Source organism: Nocardioides sp. NPDC087217, from assembly GCF_044744805.1.
Lineage (GTDB): Bacteria > Actinomycetota > Actinomycetes > Propionibacteriales > Nocardioidaceae > Nocardioides.
The window spans coordinates 20,532-35,299 of sequence record NZ_JBIUZB010000007.1; the positions used below are offsets into that span (position 1 = coordinate 20,532).

General features: G+C 70.1%; 14 protein-coding genes. 7 read left to right on the top strand and 7 right to left on the bottom strand.

Annotated features, from left to right (window positions below):
* Positions 1-16: 16 nt before the first annotated feature.
* Genes ACIO3S_RS24930 through ACIO3S_RS24950 form a run of 5 tightly spaced genes read right to left on the bottom strand, consistent with a single transcriptional unit; the run spans position 17 to position 5,774 of the window.
* A complete protein-coding gene (locus ACIO3S_RS24930) occupies positions 17-1,660 on the bottom strand; it encodes an amidohydrolase (RefSeq protein ID WP_400468507.1) in 1,644 nt (547 codons plus the stop codon).
* Positions 1,660-2,493, bottom strand: coding sequence for an ABC transporter permease (locus ACIO3S_RS24935; protein WP_160021945.1), 834 nt, complete (start codon positions 2,491-2,493; stop codon positions 1,660-1,662). Before ACIO3S_RS24935 ends, ACIO3S_RS24930 begins: the two co-directional genes overlap by 1 nt.
* Positions 2,490-3,434: an ABC transporter permease gene (locus tag ACIO3S_RS24940; protein ID WP_400468509.1), complete on the bottom strand. Its 945-nt coding sequence runs from the start codon at positions 3,432-3,434 to the stop codon at positions 2,490-2,492. Before ACIO3S_RS24940 ends, ACIO3S_RS24935 begins: the two co-directional genes overlap by 4 nt.
* A complete protein-coding gene (locus ACIO3S_RS24945; protein WP_350721019.1) occupies positions 3,427-4,635 on the bottom strand; it encodes a spermidine/putrescine ABC transporter substrate-binding protein in 1,209 nt (402 codons plus the stop codon). Before ACIO3S_RS24945 ends, ACIO3S_RS24940 begins: the two co-directional genes overlap by 8 nt.
* Entirely contained in the window at positions 4,632-5,774 is a 1,143-nt protein-coding gene (locus ACIO3S_RS24950) for an ABC transporter ATP-binding protein (RefSeq protein WP_400468511.1), read from the bottom strand. The genes ACIO3S_RS24945 and ACIO3S_RS24950 overlap by 4 nt, the downstream gene beginning before the upstream one ends.
* 155 nt (positions 5,775-5,929) lie before the next feature.
* Between ACIO3S_RS24950 and ACIO3S_RS24955 the strand changes: the two genes are divergently transcribed.
* From ACIO3S_RS24955 to ACIO3S_RS24965, 3 genes are read left to right on the top strand one after another with little or no spacing between them, the layout of a single operon-like run.
* Positions 5,930-6,733, top strand: coding sequence for a Nif3-like dinuclear metal center hexameric protein (locus ACIO3S_RS24955; protein WP_400468513.1), 804 nt, complete (start codon positions 5,930-5,932; stop codon positions 6,731-6,733).
* Between the two features lie 34 nt (positions 6,734-6,767).
* On the top strand, positions 6,768-7,484 hold the full coding sequence (locus tag ACIO3S_RS24960; RefSeq protein ID WP_400468515.1) for a zinc ribbon domain-containing protein: 717 nt from the start codon (positions 6,768-6,770) through the stop codon (positions 7,482-7,484).
* Positions 7,481-8,167: a histidine phosphatase family protein gene (locus tag ACIO3S_RS24965; RefSeq protein WP_400468517.1), complete on the top strand. Its 687-nt coding sequence runs from the start codon at positions 7,481-7,483 to the stop codon at positions 8,165-8,167. Before ACIO3S_RS24960 ends, ACIO3S_RS24965 begins: the two co-directional genes overlap by 4 nt.
* A gap of 103 nt (positions 8,168-8,270) precedes the next feature.
* Here ACIO3S_RS24965 and yaaA read toward each other — a convergent pair whose 3' ends face one another.
* The gene (gene yaaA / locus ACIO3S_RS24970; RefSeq protein WP_400468519.1) at positions 8,271-9,047 is read right to left on the bottom strand and encodes a peroxide stress protein YaaA; all 777 of its coding nucleotides are present in this window, start codon (positions 9,045-9,047) and stop codon (positions 8,271-8,273) included.
* Between the two features lie 102 nt (positions 9,048-9,149).
* Here yaaA and ACIO3S_RS24975 point away from each other — a divergent pair, with 102 nt between their 5' ends.
* Positions 9,150-9,470 (top strand): hypothetical protein, encoded by a 321-nt coding sequence (locus ACIO3S_RS24975; protein WP_160021960.1) that lies wholly within the window; start codon positions 9,150-9,152, stop codon positions 9,468-9,470.
* A 17-nt stretch (positions 9,471-9,487) separates the two neighbouring features.
* Positions 9,488-10,951, top strand: coding sequence for an RNB domain-containing ribonuclease (locus tag ACIO3S_RS24980; protein WP_400468521.1), 1,464 nt, complete (start codon positions 9,488-9,490; stop codon positions 10,949-10,951).
* Between the two features lie 19 nt (positions 10,952-10,970).
* On the opposite strand, the gene ACIO3S_RS24985 is transcribed toward ACIO3S_RS24980, so the two are convergent.
* Entirely contained in the window at positions 10,971-11,903 is a 933-nt protein-coding gene (locus ACIO3S_RS24985; protein WP_400468523.1) for a TauD/TfdA dioxygenase family protein, read from the bottom strand.
* A gap of 140 nt (positions 11,904-12,043) precedes the next feature.
* Here ACIO3S_RS24985 and ACIO3S_RS24990 point away from each other — a divergent pair, with 140 nt between their 5' ends.
* Positions 12,044-13,327, top strand: a complete 1,284-nt coding sequence (locus ACIO3S_RS24990; protein WP_400468524.1) for a hydroxyacid-oxoacid transhydrogenase — start codon at positions 12,044-12,046, stop codon at positions 13,325-13,327.
* 70 nt (positions 13,328-13,397) lie between these two features.
* Complete coding sequence (locus ACIO3S_RS24995) at positions 13,398-14,609, top strand: multidrug effflux MFS transporter (RefSeq protein WP_400468526.1); 1,212 nt, start codon at positions 13,398-13,400, stop codon at positions 14,607-14,609.
* Positions 14,610-14,768: the final 159 nt, after the last annotated feature.

A 14,768-nucleotide genomic window follows, 5' to 3' on the forward strand; every position in this document is an offset into this window, starting at 1 on the left:
CGAGTCTTGCACGCGGTCAGCGCCGATGGACCTCGCGACCGTTCGCGTACGTGTGGGTGACCCGGGTCCGGGCGAGGGCGGTCGTGTCCTCGCCGAGGATGTCGTGGTCGACGACGACCAGGTCGGCCGCGCACCCGGTCTCGATCCGGCCCGTGGACCCTTCGAGACGGTTCAGGTAGGCGGTGCCGGTGGTGTAGCCGGCGAGGGCCTCGGCGACCGGCAGGGCCTCCTCGGGCAGCAGCGGGGTGGCGTCGGCGGCCTGGTCGGGGGAGCGGCGGTTGACCGCCACGTGCATGCCGAGCAGCGGCGCCGGGTCGGAGACCGGCCAGTCGCTGCCGCACGCGATCCGGGCACCCGTACGCAGCAGCGACCCGAACACATACTGCTGGCCCCGCGCTGCCGGTGACAGGAACGGCAGGGTCAGCACCTCCACCGCCTCGTCCAGGCAGGCCCACAGCGGCTGGATGTTGGCGGTGACCTCGAGTGCGGCGAACCGAGGGACGTCGGATGCCGCGACGACCTGGACGTGGGCCAGATGGTGCCGCAGTCCGCTGGCCCCGTTGGTCGCCCGCGCGTGCTCGATCGCGTCCAGGCTGTCGCGGACCGCCCGGTCCCCGAGCGCGTGGATGTGCGCCTGGAACCCGTTGGCGTCCAGCGCCGCGACGTACGTCGCCAGAGCGTCGGCCGGGATGAAGGAGAGCCCGCGGTTGTCGGTGAGATCACCGTGGGAGTCGAGGTAGGGGTCGAGCATGGCGGCCGTGTGCGTCTCGCAGACGCCGTCCTGCATCAGCTTCACGCTGGCCGCGTCCAGCCCCGCCTGCGCGGCACGAGCGCGGCGCGAGATCAGCTCGGGCAGCTGCTCCAGGCCGCGGCCGCGGTCCCACCACTGGGCGAGGACGACCTTCGCGGTGAGCGCGCCGGATTCGTTGGCGGCGATGTAGGTCGGCAGCGAGTCGGGCATGCCGAGGCCGTCGCCGACCAGTGCGTCCTGCCAGCCGACGATGCCGACGGAGTGGAGATGGCGCTGCGCGGTGAGCAGCGCCTCGGTCAGGTCGCGCGAGGTCGGGGCAGGAACCAGCGAGCCGACCAGCGCCATCGCACCCTCATGCAGCGCACCGGTGGGCCGGCCGGCGGAGTCGCGCTCGATGCGCCCGTCGGCGGGATCGGGCGTGCCGGCGTCGATGCCGGCGATCTCGAGCGCGCGGCTGTTCACCCAGGCGGAGTGGTGGTCGCGGTTGGGCAGGAAGACCGGCCGGTCGGGAAGCAGGCGATCCAGAGGCGACGCGGTCGGCACCCCACCCGGGAAGGTGTCCATCGACCAGCCACCGCCGGTGACCCAGGCGCGTCCCGGGTTGGCCGCGGCGTAGGAGCCGATGGCGTCCAGGTAGCCCTCGAGGGTCGAGAGACCGGTCAGGTCGCACTGGTTCATCTCCAGCCCGGCCTGGATCGGGTGCACATGGGAGTCGTGGAAGGCGGGCAGGACCCACCGGCCGTCGAGCTCCTCGACCACCGTCCCGGGGCCGGCCAGAGCGTCGAGCTCCCTGCCGATGGCCGCGATCCGGCCGTCGCGCACGGCGAGAGAGGCGTCCTCCCACCGGCCCTCGCGCAGCACGCGGCCACCTCGCAGCAGCAGGTCCGCTGCGAGGGCGTCAGAGCCCATCAGTTGACGGCCATGGTGTCGGTGACCGAGGAGCCCGAGCGCTTGAGCACGAGCGCCACCAGGCCGAGGACCAGGAGCGTGAAGACCAGCAGGATCGTGGAGACCGCGGCGATCTCGGGCTTGAGACCGGAGCGGACCGAGGAGAGCACGTAGACCGGCCACGAGGTCGTGCCGGAGACGTTGATGAACGAGGAGATCACCGTGTTGTCGAGGCTCAGCGTGAAGGCCAGCAGCCCACCGGCGAGCACGGCCGGCCCGACGAGGGGGATCGTGACCTTGAAGAACGTCGCCACCGGCCGCGCATACAGGTCCGCCGAGGCCTCCTCCAGCGACGCGTCCAGCCCGACCAGGCGGGCCCGGACGATGTAGGTGACGACCGCGGTCGCGAAGAGCGAGTGGCCGACCACGAGGCGTACGTAGCCGTTGTTGAACGGCAGCAGCGACCAGTCCTGCCCGAGCGTCACGAACCAGGGGAGCAGTGCGATGCCGTCGACGATCTCGGGCGTCACCGAGACGAGCAGCAACAGCAGTGTGAACGGGCCCGCCCAGCGGCCCGGGAACCGGGCCATCGCCATCCCGGCCAGGGTGCCGAGCACGCTCGCCAGGAGGGCGGCGACCACGGCGGTCTGCAGGGAGACGGCGACGGTGTGGCGTACGGTCGGGCGCTCGATGATCGCCGTGAACGGCTCCAGGCTGAAGCCGTCCCAGGCGGTGAGCAGTCGGCCGCCGTTGAAGGAGTAGATGCCGATCACGATGATCGGGGCGAAGAGGAAGAGGAAGACCAGGGTCGTCCACGCGCCGAGCGCGAGATTGGTGCCGGAGGGTCTGCTCATGCGGTCACCACCTCCTTGGTGTGCAGCCTCGTGTCCGGAGGCGGGACGGTTCCGATGACCAGCTTGCTGCGCCTGTGCAGGAGCCATCCCACGGCCCACATCAGCGTGATCGCCAGGACGACGATGAGCATCGTGAGCAGGATGAGGACGACGGCCATGGCCGAGCCCAGCGCCCAGTTCTGCGCGGTTAGGAACTGGCTGGCGATCAGGGACCCGACCATCGTGCCCTTCGCGCCGCCGAGGACCGCCGGGGTGACGTAGTCGCCCATCATCGGGATGAAGACCAGGACGATGCCGGCGATGATCCCGGGCCGTGCCAACGGCAGAGTGACCTGGAAGAACGTCCGCACCCGGTCGGCGCCGAGATCCTTGGACGCCTCACCGAGGGCGTTGTCGACGCGGTCGAAGGCGACGTACATCGGCAGGATCATCAGCGGCAGATAGTTGTAGATCAGACCCAGCAGCACCGCACCGCGGGTGTTGAGCAGGTCGTGCGGATCGGCGACCAGGCCTACGTCGGTCAGGAACCCGGCCAGGGCTCCCTCCGAGGACAGGATCACCTTCCAGCCGATCGTCCGGATCAGGAAGGAGGTCCAGTAGGGGACCATCACCAGGGCGACCAGCAGCCCGCGGCGGTGTGCGGGGACCTTCACCGCCATGAAGTACGCAGCCGGCAACGCGATCAGCAGGCAGGCGACCGTGCCCAGCACGCTCATCCACAGCGTCGCCCGGAAGATCGTGAAGAAGGTCGGGCTGAACGCCTCGGCGTAGCGGTCCAGCGACATCACCGCGTTGCTGTGGGTGCCGAACATCCCGGGCTTCTCGCCGAAGCTGAACCAGGCGATCTGCAGGAACGGCACCACGAAGAAGACCGTCAGCCACAGCCACGCCGGTACGGCGAGGACGAAACCCGGGAGGCGCTTCGCCGCTCGGTCACGCACTGGCGGCGGCCTTCAGCTTGTCGTAGACCTCCGTACGCCGGTCCTGAGCCTCGTTGACGGCACCGTTCTTCATGGTCGCGAGCTGCTCGTCGGTGAAGAAGATCATCTCGGGCAGCTCGACCTTGCGCTCCTTGGCCATCTCCTCGATGCCGAGCGCGCCGGTGTTGTAGCCGATGTAGTCCATCTCCAGGAACGAGTTCTCCGGCTCCAGCACGTAGTCGAGGAACGCGTGCGCGGCCTCGGGGTGGGGCGCGCCGGTCGGGATGCACCAGTTGTCCATCCACAGCTCGGTTGTCGGGCCGGGCAGGACCCACTTCCAGCGGTCGGGCTGCTTGTGCTCGAGGATCCCGAGGCGGGAGTCGCCGTTCCAGTTCTGCATCAGCGCGAAGGTGTTCTGCTGCATGGCGCCGGTGGCGGGGTAGGAGTCGAAGCCGGCGATGTGCGGCGCCCACTTCTCGACCGCCTCGGCCTCGTAGGCGTCGTAGTCGGCCATGTCCTCGGTGTTCCAGTCGATGTCGTTGGCCCAGAAGTAGAGGCCGGAGACACCCTGCGGGTCGTCGAGCAGCGAGGTCTTGCCCGAGGCCTCGTTCTGCATCGCGTCGATGAAGTCGTTCCACGTCGCCAGGTCGCGCTTGATCACGGTGGTGTCGTAGACGAACCCGGTGGTGCCCCAGCACTTGCACACCGAGTACTCGTTCTCCGGGTCCCAGTCCTGGCCGAGGAACTTCGGGTCGACCTTGGCCATGTTGGGGATCAGGTCCTTGTTGAGCGGGACGATGATCTCGTTCTCGATCAGCTGCGGGATGTAGACCCCGGTCGGCACGACGATGTCGTAGCCGCTGGTGCCTTCGGCCGCGACCAGCTTCGAGATCAGCTCCTCGTTGGAGCCGTAGGAGTCGAGCGTCACCTTCGGGCCGGTCTTGCTGAAGGCGTCGATCACCTCGGGGGAGTCGTAGTCACCCCAGGTGTAGATCGACAGCGACTTCTCGACCGGTCCACCGGTCGCGCCGCCGCCGGGCTCGACGGCGCTGGACGCCCCGCCACCGCCGTCCGAGCCGCAGGCGCTCAGCGCGACGCCGGCACCGGCGAGAGCGGCCAGGCTCAGGAAGTGGCGTCGCGAGAGCTCCTGGCGGATCGCTCGCGCGCCGGCATGGCTGGCCAGGATCCGTACGTTGCCGTTCTTGTTGACAGGCTTGTTCACTGTGGGCTCCTAGCGGTGGACTGTTCGAGCGGGGTGTCGAGGGGGAAGAGACGTACGTCCTCGGCGGCCCAGCCGCAGAGGACCGGGTCGCCGGGGGAGAGCCGGGCGGCGCCGTGGGTGGGGCGCCGGATCAGCAGGCTGAGCTCGTCGGTGACCTTGACGAGGTACTGGATCACCTCGCCGAGCGGGGAGACCTGGAGGACCTCGCCGGCGACGGAGTTGAGGCCCTCGGTCACGGTCCCGGACTCGGCCCGGGGCTCGATCGAGATCATCTCGGGGCGGATCGCGGCCTGGTGGGCCTCGCCGGGCTTCCCGTCGGGCTTGGCGGGACCCTCGACGACCACGAAGGGGGTCTCGACGGTGGTGCCGTCGGCGCTGACCTCACCGTGCAGGAAGTTCTGCTGGCCGACGAAGCCGGCGACGTACGCGCTGGCGGGCTGGTTGTACACGGTCTCGGCGTCGGCGAGCTGCTCGATCCGCCCGGCGCGCATGATCGCGATCCGGTCGCTCATCGCGAGCGCCTCGTGCTGGTCGTGGGTGACGAAGACGAAGGTGATCCCGAGGCGGGACTGGAGGAGCTTGAGCTCGAGCTGCATCTCCTCGCGCAGCTGGCGGTCCAAGGCGCCCAGCGGCTCGTCGAGGAGGAGGACGCCGGGACGGTTGACCAGCGCCCGGGCGAGCGCCACCCGCTGCTGCTGGCCGCCGGAGAGCTGGGCCGGGCCGCGGTCGGCGAAGTCGAGCATCCGCACCATCCGCAGCGCCTCGACGACCCGTTCGCGGACCTCGGCCCTGGGTGTCTTGCGCTGCTGCAGGCCGTAGGCGACGTTCTCCGCGACGGACTTGTGCGGAAACAGTGCGTACGCCTGGAAGACCGTGTTCACGTCGCGCTGGTAGGGCGCGAGCCTGACCACGTCCTTGCCGCCGATGACGATGCTGCCCGAGTCGGGCTTCTCGAACCCGGCGATCATGCGTAGCGTCGTGGTCTTGCCGCAGCCCGAAGGGCCGAGCAGCGAGATGAACTCGCCGGCCCGGATCTCCAGGTCCAAGCCGTCGACCGCCGTGGCCTGGCCATAGGTCTTGGTCAGGCCGGTGATGGTTACCGAGCCGGAGGTTTGGTCCGGGGTAGCTGTCGTGGTCATCGCTGCTCCAGTCGATTGTTCACTTAGCGCTGCATTCCACCACAAGATCTGGGGAAAAGTACGGAATCAGTTGTAAAAGAACGGTTACGAACTTGATTTCGTGTACGTCGCCGCCGCTGAGTGCGGCCCCGGTCCCGGGATCTAGGGTTTACCCCATGCCGACCCCGCCCACTCTGTCCACCGTCACCTCGTTGCTGGACGACTGGTATCCGCCCGCGACCGCCGACGAATGGGATGCTGTCGGGCTGGTCTGGGGCGAGCCCTCGCAGCCCGTCTCGAAGGTGCTTCTCGCCGTCGACCCGACCATCCCGGTCGCTGAGGAGGCGGCCGCGTGGGGTGCGGACCTGGTCGTGGTCCATCATCCGCTCTTCCTGAAGGGTGTGCACGGGTTCGCCGCGACGACCCCCAAAGGACGTACGCTCTCGACGCTGGTCTCCGCGCGGTGCGCGCTGCTCACCGCGCACACCAACGCCGACCAGGCCCTCGGTGGCGTCTCGGAGTCGCTGGCGCTCGCGCTCGGGCTGAGCTCGCTGCGGCCGCTGCTTCCGGGGCTGACCGAGGATGTCGGGACCGGCCGGGCCGGGACGGTGGCACCGACCACGCTGGGCGCCTTCGCCGAGTCCGTGGCGGCCGCGCTGCCCGCGACCGCGGCCGGGATCCGGGTCGCCGGAGACCTCGACCGACCGGTCTCCTCGGTGGCACTGTGCGGCGGCGCGGGTGACTTCCTGCTCGACCAGGTGGCTGCGTACGACGTCTATGTGACCAGCGATCTGCGCCACCACCCGGCCTCGGAGTTCCTCGAGAAGGGCGGTGCGCTGATCGACATCCCGCACTGGGCGGCGGAGTGGACCTGGCTGCCTGTCCTGGCGAGGCGACTTCGGGAGGCATTCGGAGATACGGTGGAGACCCGGGTCTCGGAGATCGTCACCGACCCGTGGACCCTGATCGTGAATAGCTGAGGAGAATCCGCTGAAAGCCGACCCGTTCGCCCAGGTGAAGCTGCTCGACGTCTGTGAGCTGGACTCGCGTGCGCTCCAGTTGCGCCACCGCCGTGCGCACCTGCCGCAGGCCGCCGTCGTGGCGGAGCTGCAGGCATCGAAGAAGACCACCGACGATGCCGTACGCGACGCCCGGATCACGCGCGACGACCTCGAGCGGGTGCAGAAGAAGGCCGACGCCGACGTCGAGGCGGTCAAGACCCGCCGCCGGCGCGACCAGGAGCGGATGGACTCCGGGGCGATCAGCAGCGCCAAGGACCTCGAGCGCATGCAGCACGAGCTGGCCACCCTCGACCGCCGGATCTCGGTGCTCGAGGACGAGGAGCTCGAGGTCATGGAGCAGCTCGAGGAGGCTCAGACTGCCGTGACCCGGCTCGAGGCCGAGCTGGCCGAGATCACCGAGAAGCTCGCGGTCGCGGTCGACTCCGTCGACGTCGAGACCTCGAAGATCGACGGCGAGCTCGCCGCGGTCGCCGAGGAGCGGACGCCCGCGCTCGAGGGCATCCCCGACGACCTGCTCGCCCTCTACTCGCGGCTGAGCGAGAAGATGGGTGTCGGTGCTGCCGAGCTGCGTGCCCGCCGCTGCGGCGGCTGCAACCTCCAGCTCGACCCCGCCGAGATCTCCCGCATCCGCGGCCTCGCCGCCGACGAGGTCGTGCGCTGCGAGGAGTGCTCCCGCATCCTGGTCCGCACCGCCGAGTCGGGGCTGTGAGCGAGAAGACCGCGCGCGGGTGGGGAGCCGGCGCGGCAGCGACGACGCTGGTCCTCGTACGTCACGGGGTCACCAAGCACACCGCCGCCAAGGCGTTCTCCGGAGGCCTCGGCGGCGACAACCCGCCGCTGACCCAGGAGGGCCGCGAGCAGGTGATGCTCACCGCGGAATGGCTCAAGCCGCTCGCGTCCTCGGTCTCGACCGTCGTGACCTCGCCGGTCCTGCGCACCGTCGAGACCGGTGAGCTCGTCGCCGGGGCGCTCGGTGCCCGGCTGGTCGAGGAGCCCGCCTTCGCCGAGATCGAGTTCGGGGAGTGGGAGGGGCTCACCTTCGGTGAGGTCGCCCAACGTTTCCCTGACGAGATGAAGGCGTGGATGGGGGCCACCGAGGTCGCGCCCCCGGGCGGTGAGTCCTTCGACTCCGCTCAGGCCCGCGTGCTCGACGGCCTCTCGCGGGTCCTCGAGGCCCACGCCGGCGAGACCGTCGTGGTCACCTCCCACGTCTCGCCGATCAAGCTGATCGTCGCCCACGCCCTGGGCGCCCCGATCGCCGGAGTCTTCAGCATGGAGCTCTCGCCCGCCTCCGTCACCGTCGTCTCCTTCTTCGCCGACGACCGCGCCTCGATGCGCCTCTTCAACGGTCTCCCCGTCTCCCGCGACCCCTTCGCCTCCGGCCTCTTCTGACGCCGACTCGGCGCATCCTGACCTGATTTCTCGCCGAGTCGGCTCGTCATGACGAGCCGACTCGGCGAGGTTTTCGGTCAGTACGAGCCGACTCGGCGCGGGGTCAGATCTCGGAGACGATGATGTCGAGCTGGGTGCCGGTCTTGGTGGCGGGGCCGGTCTCGACGGTCCAGCCGAGGTCGCGGAAGGCGTCGGCGAGCTTGGCGGGGGTGCGGGGGTTGGCGCCGGACTCGAGGAGGGCCCGGACGAGGCGGCCCTTGGTGGCCTTGTTGAAGTGGCTGACCACCTTGCGCTGACCGTTGTGCTCGTGGAGGACACGGACGGTGGCGGTGCGGGCGGCAACGTCCTCTGGGCGCCAGAAGGCGGCGTACGTCCCGGACCGCAGGTCCACGAGGAGGCCGTCGCCGAGGGCCTCGGACACGCCGGCGCCGAGGTGGGCGCGCCAGTGGGCCTGGACGCCGCCGATGCCGGGGAGGGTGGTGTCGCCCGAGAGACGGTACGCCGGGATGCGGTCGGCGAGGCCGACGAGGCCGAACACGGAGCTGGTCACCATGACCCGGCTGGTCGCGCGGCGCTTGGCGGCCGGCGACAGGGTGGCAGGGGAGAGGGCGTCGTAGAGGACGCCGGTGTAGATCCGGTCGGCGCGCGCGGTGGGGGCATCGGCCAGCCCGGCGTTCAGGGTGACGAGCTCGGGCTGGGTCTTCGGGATACCGAGGATGTCGACCGCCTCGTCCGGGCGCGTGGTGCAGAGCTCGACCAGCGCGTCGATGACCTTGGCTCGGGCCGGGGTGAGCCGCGGGAGGCGGAGGTCGTCGAGCGCGAGCGGGTTGCCGCGTACGGCCGCGGTCTTGCCCTCCGAGGGCGGCAGCAGGATCAGCACGGGGACTATCGTGCCGCCCGGGGCCAGGATGGCCGAATCGAGGATTGGGTATCTTTCAAAGCGCCTGTGACCTGGGAGAACGTGCGAGCTTACGTTCCAGTCATGATCGTTCTGGCCGCCGAGTCCGCCTCCGGGCCCAACCTTGCCGGCTTCCTCGTCGTGATCATCATCGTCGGGCTGTTCTGGCTGATCCAGGACGTCTCGAAGAAGGCCCGTGCGCGCTCGGAGCACCTCCGGGCGAAGCGGTCGCTGACCTCCTCCCAGCGCCGGGCGGTGGCCAAGATCGACAGGACGGCGAAGGCGCACAGCAGGTCCACGAAGGGTCTGTGGGGGCAGTTCGACGCCTTCAAGGGCAACCCGAAGGCGTTCGGCAAGGAAGCCGCCGCGCTGCACAAGACGTACAAGGCTTCGAAGAAGAAGTAGCCACTACAGTTCTGGCCATGGGCTCCGCACGCATCATCCGGGTCGCCAGTGCCGACAACGGTGTCGCCGCCACCACGCTCCGCGACGGGATCGCCGCGCTCCAGGCCGAGCTGGGGGTGACCGCCGAGTTCCCGCCTGAGGTGGAGGAAGCGGCGGCCGCCGCCGCGGCCAACCCCAGACTCCCGGAGCTCGACCGCACCGACCTGCCGTTCGTCACGATCGACCCCGAGACGTCGATGGACCTCGACCAGGCGCTTCACCTGGAGCGCGACGGCGACGGCTACGTGGTGCACTACGCGATCGCCGACGTGGCCGCCTTCGTGGCGCCCGGCGACCCGGTCGACCTGGAGGCCAACAGGCGCGGCGAGACGCTCTACGCCGCCGATGCGAAGATCCCGCTCCACCCCAAGGTGCTCTCCGAGGACGCCGCCTCGCTGCTCCCGGACCAGGTACGCCCCGCCCTGCTGTGGACCCACAGGCTCGACGCGACCGGCGAGGGGACCGACACCTTCGTGGAGCGCGCGCTGGTCAGGTCGCGGGCGAAACTCTCATATGAGGGTGTGCAGAAGATGTTCGACGGCGACGGGTTCGCCGAGACCGACTACGCCGACTCCCTCCAGCTGCTGAAGGAGATCGGCGAGAAGCGGATCGCCCTCGAGGCGGCTCGCGGCGGGGTCAACCTGCCGCTGCGCGACCAGGAGATCTCGGTCCAGGGCGATCAGTGGTCGCTGGAGTACCGCGACCTGCTCCCCGTCGAGGACTGGAACGCCCAGATCTCGCTGCTCACCGGCTTCGGGGCGGCCGACCTGATGGTCTACGCCCGCGTCGGGCTCCTCAGGACCCTTCCCGAACCCGACCCCCGAGACGTCCAGCGGCTGCACCGCACCGCTCGGGCGCTCGGGCTGGAGTGGCCCGCGGAGATGCTCTACCCCGACTTCATCCGCTCGCTCGACGGCAAGAACGGCAAGCACGCCGCGATGGCGATCGCGTGCACCCGGCTGCTGCGCGGGAGTGGGTACGCCTCGTTCAACGGCGAGCTGCCCGCGCTGACCGAGCACTCGGCGCTGGCGAACGAGTACATGCACGTGACGGCGCCGCTGCGCCGGCTGATCGACCGCTACGCCGGCGAGGTCTGCCTGGCGCTCTGCGCCGACCAGCCGGTCCCCGACTGGGTGACCAGCGCGTTCACCACCCTTCCGGAGACGATGCGTGCCTCCTCGCGCACCAGCGGTGCCTACGAGCGCGGCGTCGTCGACCTGGTCGAGGCCGGGGTGCTGTCCAAGCGGGTCGGAGAGACCTTCACCGCGGTGGTGGTCGAGGTCGACGACGAGGACAAGCAGAAGGGCTCGATCACCGTCGAGGAGCCTGCCATCGAGGCCCGGGTCACCGGCGCGACGGCGCTCCCGCTCGGCGAGGAGGTCGAGGTACGGCTGGCGACGGCCGACGTCGTCGCCCGGAAGGTCGGCTTCACGCTCGCCTGACCTCCCGGACGTACGTCGGTCAGGAGATCAGCTCGTCGAGGCGGTTGTAGACCTCGGCGGAGCCCTCGATCACCCGGCTGTGCTCGCCCTCGATGGAGACGGGTACGTCACCCTGGACGGTGATGCGCCGCACCTCGCGTGGCAGCTCGTCGAAGTCGGCGACGGCGTAGTGCTGGGTGGCGCGGTTGTCCCAGATCGCGACGTCGCCCTGCTGCCAGTGCCACCGGACGGTGTTCTCCAGGGCGGTGACCCGGTCCTGGAGGAGGTTGAAGAGGATCGCGCTCTCCTTCTGGTTCAGGCGGGTGAAGTGCTTGACGAAGTGGCCCAGGACGAGCGCGCGCTCGCCGGTCTCGGGGTGGATCCGGACCGCCGGGTGCTCGGTCCGGTAGATCGTGGAGACGAACTCCTCGCGCTTGCGCGCGGCCACGTCGTCGGTGGAGTCGGCCTGGTCGGGGCGTACGTAGTCGTAGTCGTTGGAATGGACCGCCCACAGGTTGTCGACCAGCGCCTTGAGCTGGGGGTGGAGCCGCTCGTAGGCGGTGACGGTGTTGGCCCAGACGGTGTTGCCGCCGTACTCGGGGATCTCCGCACCGCGCAGGATCGAGAACGCCGGGGGCCGGTCGACGAAGGTGACGTCGGTGTGCCAGGAGTTGGCGGCCATGCCGCGGTTGGCCTTGAGGGTCAGGACGCGGGCGCTGCCGGTGTTCACCGTCGGGTGGGCGGTCGTCAGCGGACCCAGACGCTCGCCGAACGCGATCTGCGCGCGGTCGTCGAGGTGGTCCTGGCCGCGGAAGAAGACGACCTTGTTCGCCAGGACGGCGGACCGGATCTCGGCGATCGTCTCGGCGGGGAGGTCGCCGGAGAGGGTGACGCCGTCGATGCGGGCGCCGATCCGGCCGCCGACCTTGTGGACGGTGAGCTCGTTGACGGGGGATGCTTCGGTGATGGTCATGCGCGGTCTCCTCTGACGGCGTCGGCTTGATCTGAATAAAGTCTAGTGAAATACATGACTTAAGACCACGGGTGTCTCACGAGACGTTTGGGCACTCCGACCGGTGATGCGGGTGGAAGCCGGTCGATATCGTGCGCCTCATGACGCACGCCACACCTGAGACCGTGTTCACCTATGGCTCCCCGCAGCTCAAGTTCGGCACCGGCGCCTCGGCCGAGATCGGCTACGACCTCGCGTCGCTGGGCGCCTGCCGCGCCCTCGTGGTGACCGATCCCGGCATCTCCGCGACCGGGCTGCCGCAGCGCGTGGCCGAGCAGATGAAGGCGTACGACGTCACTGCCGTCGTCTTCGACGGCGTCCATGTCGAGCCGACCGACGAGAGCATGCGCGAGGCGGTCGAGTTCGCCCGCGAGCACGGGCCGTTCGACGCGATCGTGGCGGTCGGGGGAGGGTCGAGCATCGACACCGCGAAGGCGGTCAACCTGCTGACCACCAACGACGGCGACCTGATGGACTACCTCAACGCGCCGGTGGGACGCGGGCTCGCGCCGGCCAACCCGCTGCTGCCCCTGGTCGCGGTGCCGACCACCACCGGCACCGGTGCGGAGTCGACGACCGTGTGCGTGCTCGACGTGCTGTCGCTCAAGGTGAAGACCGGGATCTCGCACGCGCGCCTGCGCCCGACGCTGGCCGTCGTCGACCCCGACCTGATGATGACTCAGCCCGCCGGGGTGACGGCCGCGTCCGGGATGGACATCCTGTGCCACGCGCTGGAGAGCTACACGGCGCGCCCCTACACCTCCTACGATCGCAAGTCGCCCGATCAGCGCGTCCCCTACTGCGGCGCCAACCCGATCTCCGACATGTGGTCGGAGAAGGGTCTCTCCCTGCTGGCCGGGTCGTTCCGTCAGGCGGTCGCGCACGGCGACGACACGCTCGCACGCGGTGACATGGCGTTCGCGGCGACCTTCGCGGGTCTGGGCTTCGGCAACGCAGGCGTGCACATCCCGCACGCCTGCGCCTACCCGATCGCCGGGCGGGTGCGCGACTTCCACCCCAAGGACTACCCCGGCGATGAGGCGCTGGTGCCGCACGGGATGGCCGTCTCGCTGACCGCTCCGGAGGCCTTCCGCTACACCTTCGACGCCGCCCCCGAGCGGCACCTGCGTGCGGCCCGGCTGCTGGCTCCCGGCTTCGACGAGTCGAAGGAGGAGCCGCGCGACCTGCTGCCCCGGGTGCTGAGCGACCTGATGCGGGACATCGGCATCCCGGCCGGGATCGGCGAGGTCGGCTACGTCGCCGGCGACATCCCCGACCTGGTCGAAGGGGCGCTCAAGCAGCAGCGGCTGCTCGCCACCGCGCCGAAGCAGCCGTCGGCGGAGGACCTGACCGGGATCTTCGAGAGGTCCATCACGCTCTGGTGAGGAATGCCCGGCGGGACTTCGGCGTTCGGTTGGTTGTCTTCTTCAACCAAACTCTCCGGAGGTTCACTCGGTGACGTCAGTCCCGCCGCGGCTCTTGCTCGCGCTCGCCCTGCTCTCGGCATCCGCGCCGTTGGCGATCGACTTCTACCTACCGTCCTTCCCGCAGATCGGCAGCGATCTGGGGGCCGCGGCGAGCAACGTCCAGCTCACCCTCACCGCCTTCCTGATCGGGCTCGCGCTCGGACAGATCGCCTGGGGACCGATCTCGGACCGGTTCGGGCGGCTCAAGCCGCTGCTGATCGGGTCGGTCGTGGCCGCCGCGGCCGGTGTGCTGGCCGCCCTGGCACCCACCGTCGAGCTGCTGATCACCGCCCGCTTCATCCAGGCGCTCGCCGCCGCGGCGGGGATCGTGATGGCACGGGCGATCGTGGCCGACGTACTCCACGGCTTCGCCGCCGCGCGGGCGATGTCGATCATGATGTCGATCAGCGGGATCGCGCCGATCCTGGCCCCGGTGATCGGCGGCGCCCTCGCCGGGTTCGTACCGTGGCGCGGGGTGCTCGGCATCGTGGCCGCGATCGCCGTCGCGCAGGTCGTCGTCGTGGTGCTGGTGATCCGCGAGTCGCTCCCCGTCGAGCGCCGCAGCCGCCGGGTCGAGTACGCCGACCTCGGCCGTCTCCTCGCCAAGCCCGCCTTCCTCGGCTACGCGCTGACGCAGTCGCTCACGTTCGCCACCCTGATGACGTACGTCTCCTCCTCCTCGTTCCTCTACCAGTCGGTGATCGGCACGTCGGCGGCGGTCTACGGCATCGGGTTCGCAGTCAACGCCGCCTTCCTGACGGTCGCCGGGCTCTTCTCGGCGCGGCTGGCCAAGCGGCAGGTGCATCCCGCGCAGATCATCCGGTCGGCGCAGCCGGTGCTCGCCATCGGCGCGCTGTTCGTGCTCGTCGTCGCGCTGCTGCCGGTGCCGAAGGCGCTCATCCTGCTGCCGATCCTGGTCGTCACCACCTGCGTCGGCCTGATCATGGGCAACACCGGCGCCCTCGCCATCGAGCAGGCCCGTCCCTCGGTCGGCGCCGGCTCGGCCCTGATGGGCGGGATCATGTTCCTCGGCGGCGGCCTCGCCTCCCCGCTCGGCGCCGTCGCCGGTGAGCACACCGCGGTTCCGCTGGCGATCACCATGGTGGTCACCTCGGTCCTCGGTGCGGTCACCTTCTCGCTCGCCCGGCGCTCCGTAGCCCGCAACCCGGAGTCCGAGGCGGCCTTCGCGACCGCCGCCTAGCAACCCTGCCGAGGCGTCACCGCCGTCGGCCGAAACGTCACTCAGGTCGGGGGGGGGGGGGCGGGGGGGGGCCCCCCGCCCCCCGGCCCGGCAGCGCCGGCCCCCCGGGGGACGCGCCCGCCCGGGGGGGGGGGAGGCGGATGAAGAAACCGGGGCCTA

Excerpts from the sequence above, each read along its gene's own strand:
- ACIO3S_RS24930 (WP_400468507.1), bottom strand. The coding sequence starts at position 1,660 with ATGGGCTCTGACGCCCTCGCAGCGGACCTGCTGCTGCGAGGTGGCCGC.
- ACIO3S_RS24955 (WP_400468513.1), top strand. The coding sequence starts at position 5,930 with ATGCCGACCCCGCCCACTCTGTCCACCGTCACCTCGTTGCTGGACGAC.
- ACIO3S_RS24980 (WP_400468521.1), top strand. The coding sequence starts at position 9,488 with ATGGGCTCCGCACGCATCATCCGGGTCGCCAGTGCCGACAACGGTGTC.
- ACIO3S_RS24950 (WP_400468511.1), bottom strand. The coding sequence starts at position 5,774 with ATGACCACGACAGCTACCCCGGACCAAACCTCCGGCTCGGTAACCATC.
- ACIO3S_RS24990 (WP_400468524.1), top strand. The coding sequence starts at position 12,044 with ATGACGCACGCCACACCTGAGACCGTGTTCACCTATGGCTCCCCGCAG.
- ACIO3S_RS24975 (WP_160021960.1), top strand. The coding sequence starts at position 9,150 with ATGATCGTTCTGGCCGCCGAGTCCGCCTCCGGGCCCAACCTTGCCGGC.
- ACIO3S_RS24985 (WP_400468523.1), bottom strand. The coding sequence starts at position 11,903 with ATGACCATCACCGAAGCATCCCCCGTCAACGAGCTCACCGTCCACAAG.
- ACIO3S_RS24935 (WP_160021945.1), bottom strand. The coding sequence starts at position 2,493 with ATGAGCAGACCCTCCGGCACCAATCTCGCGCTCGGCGCGTGGACGACC.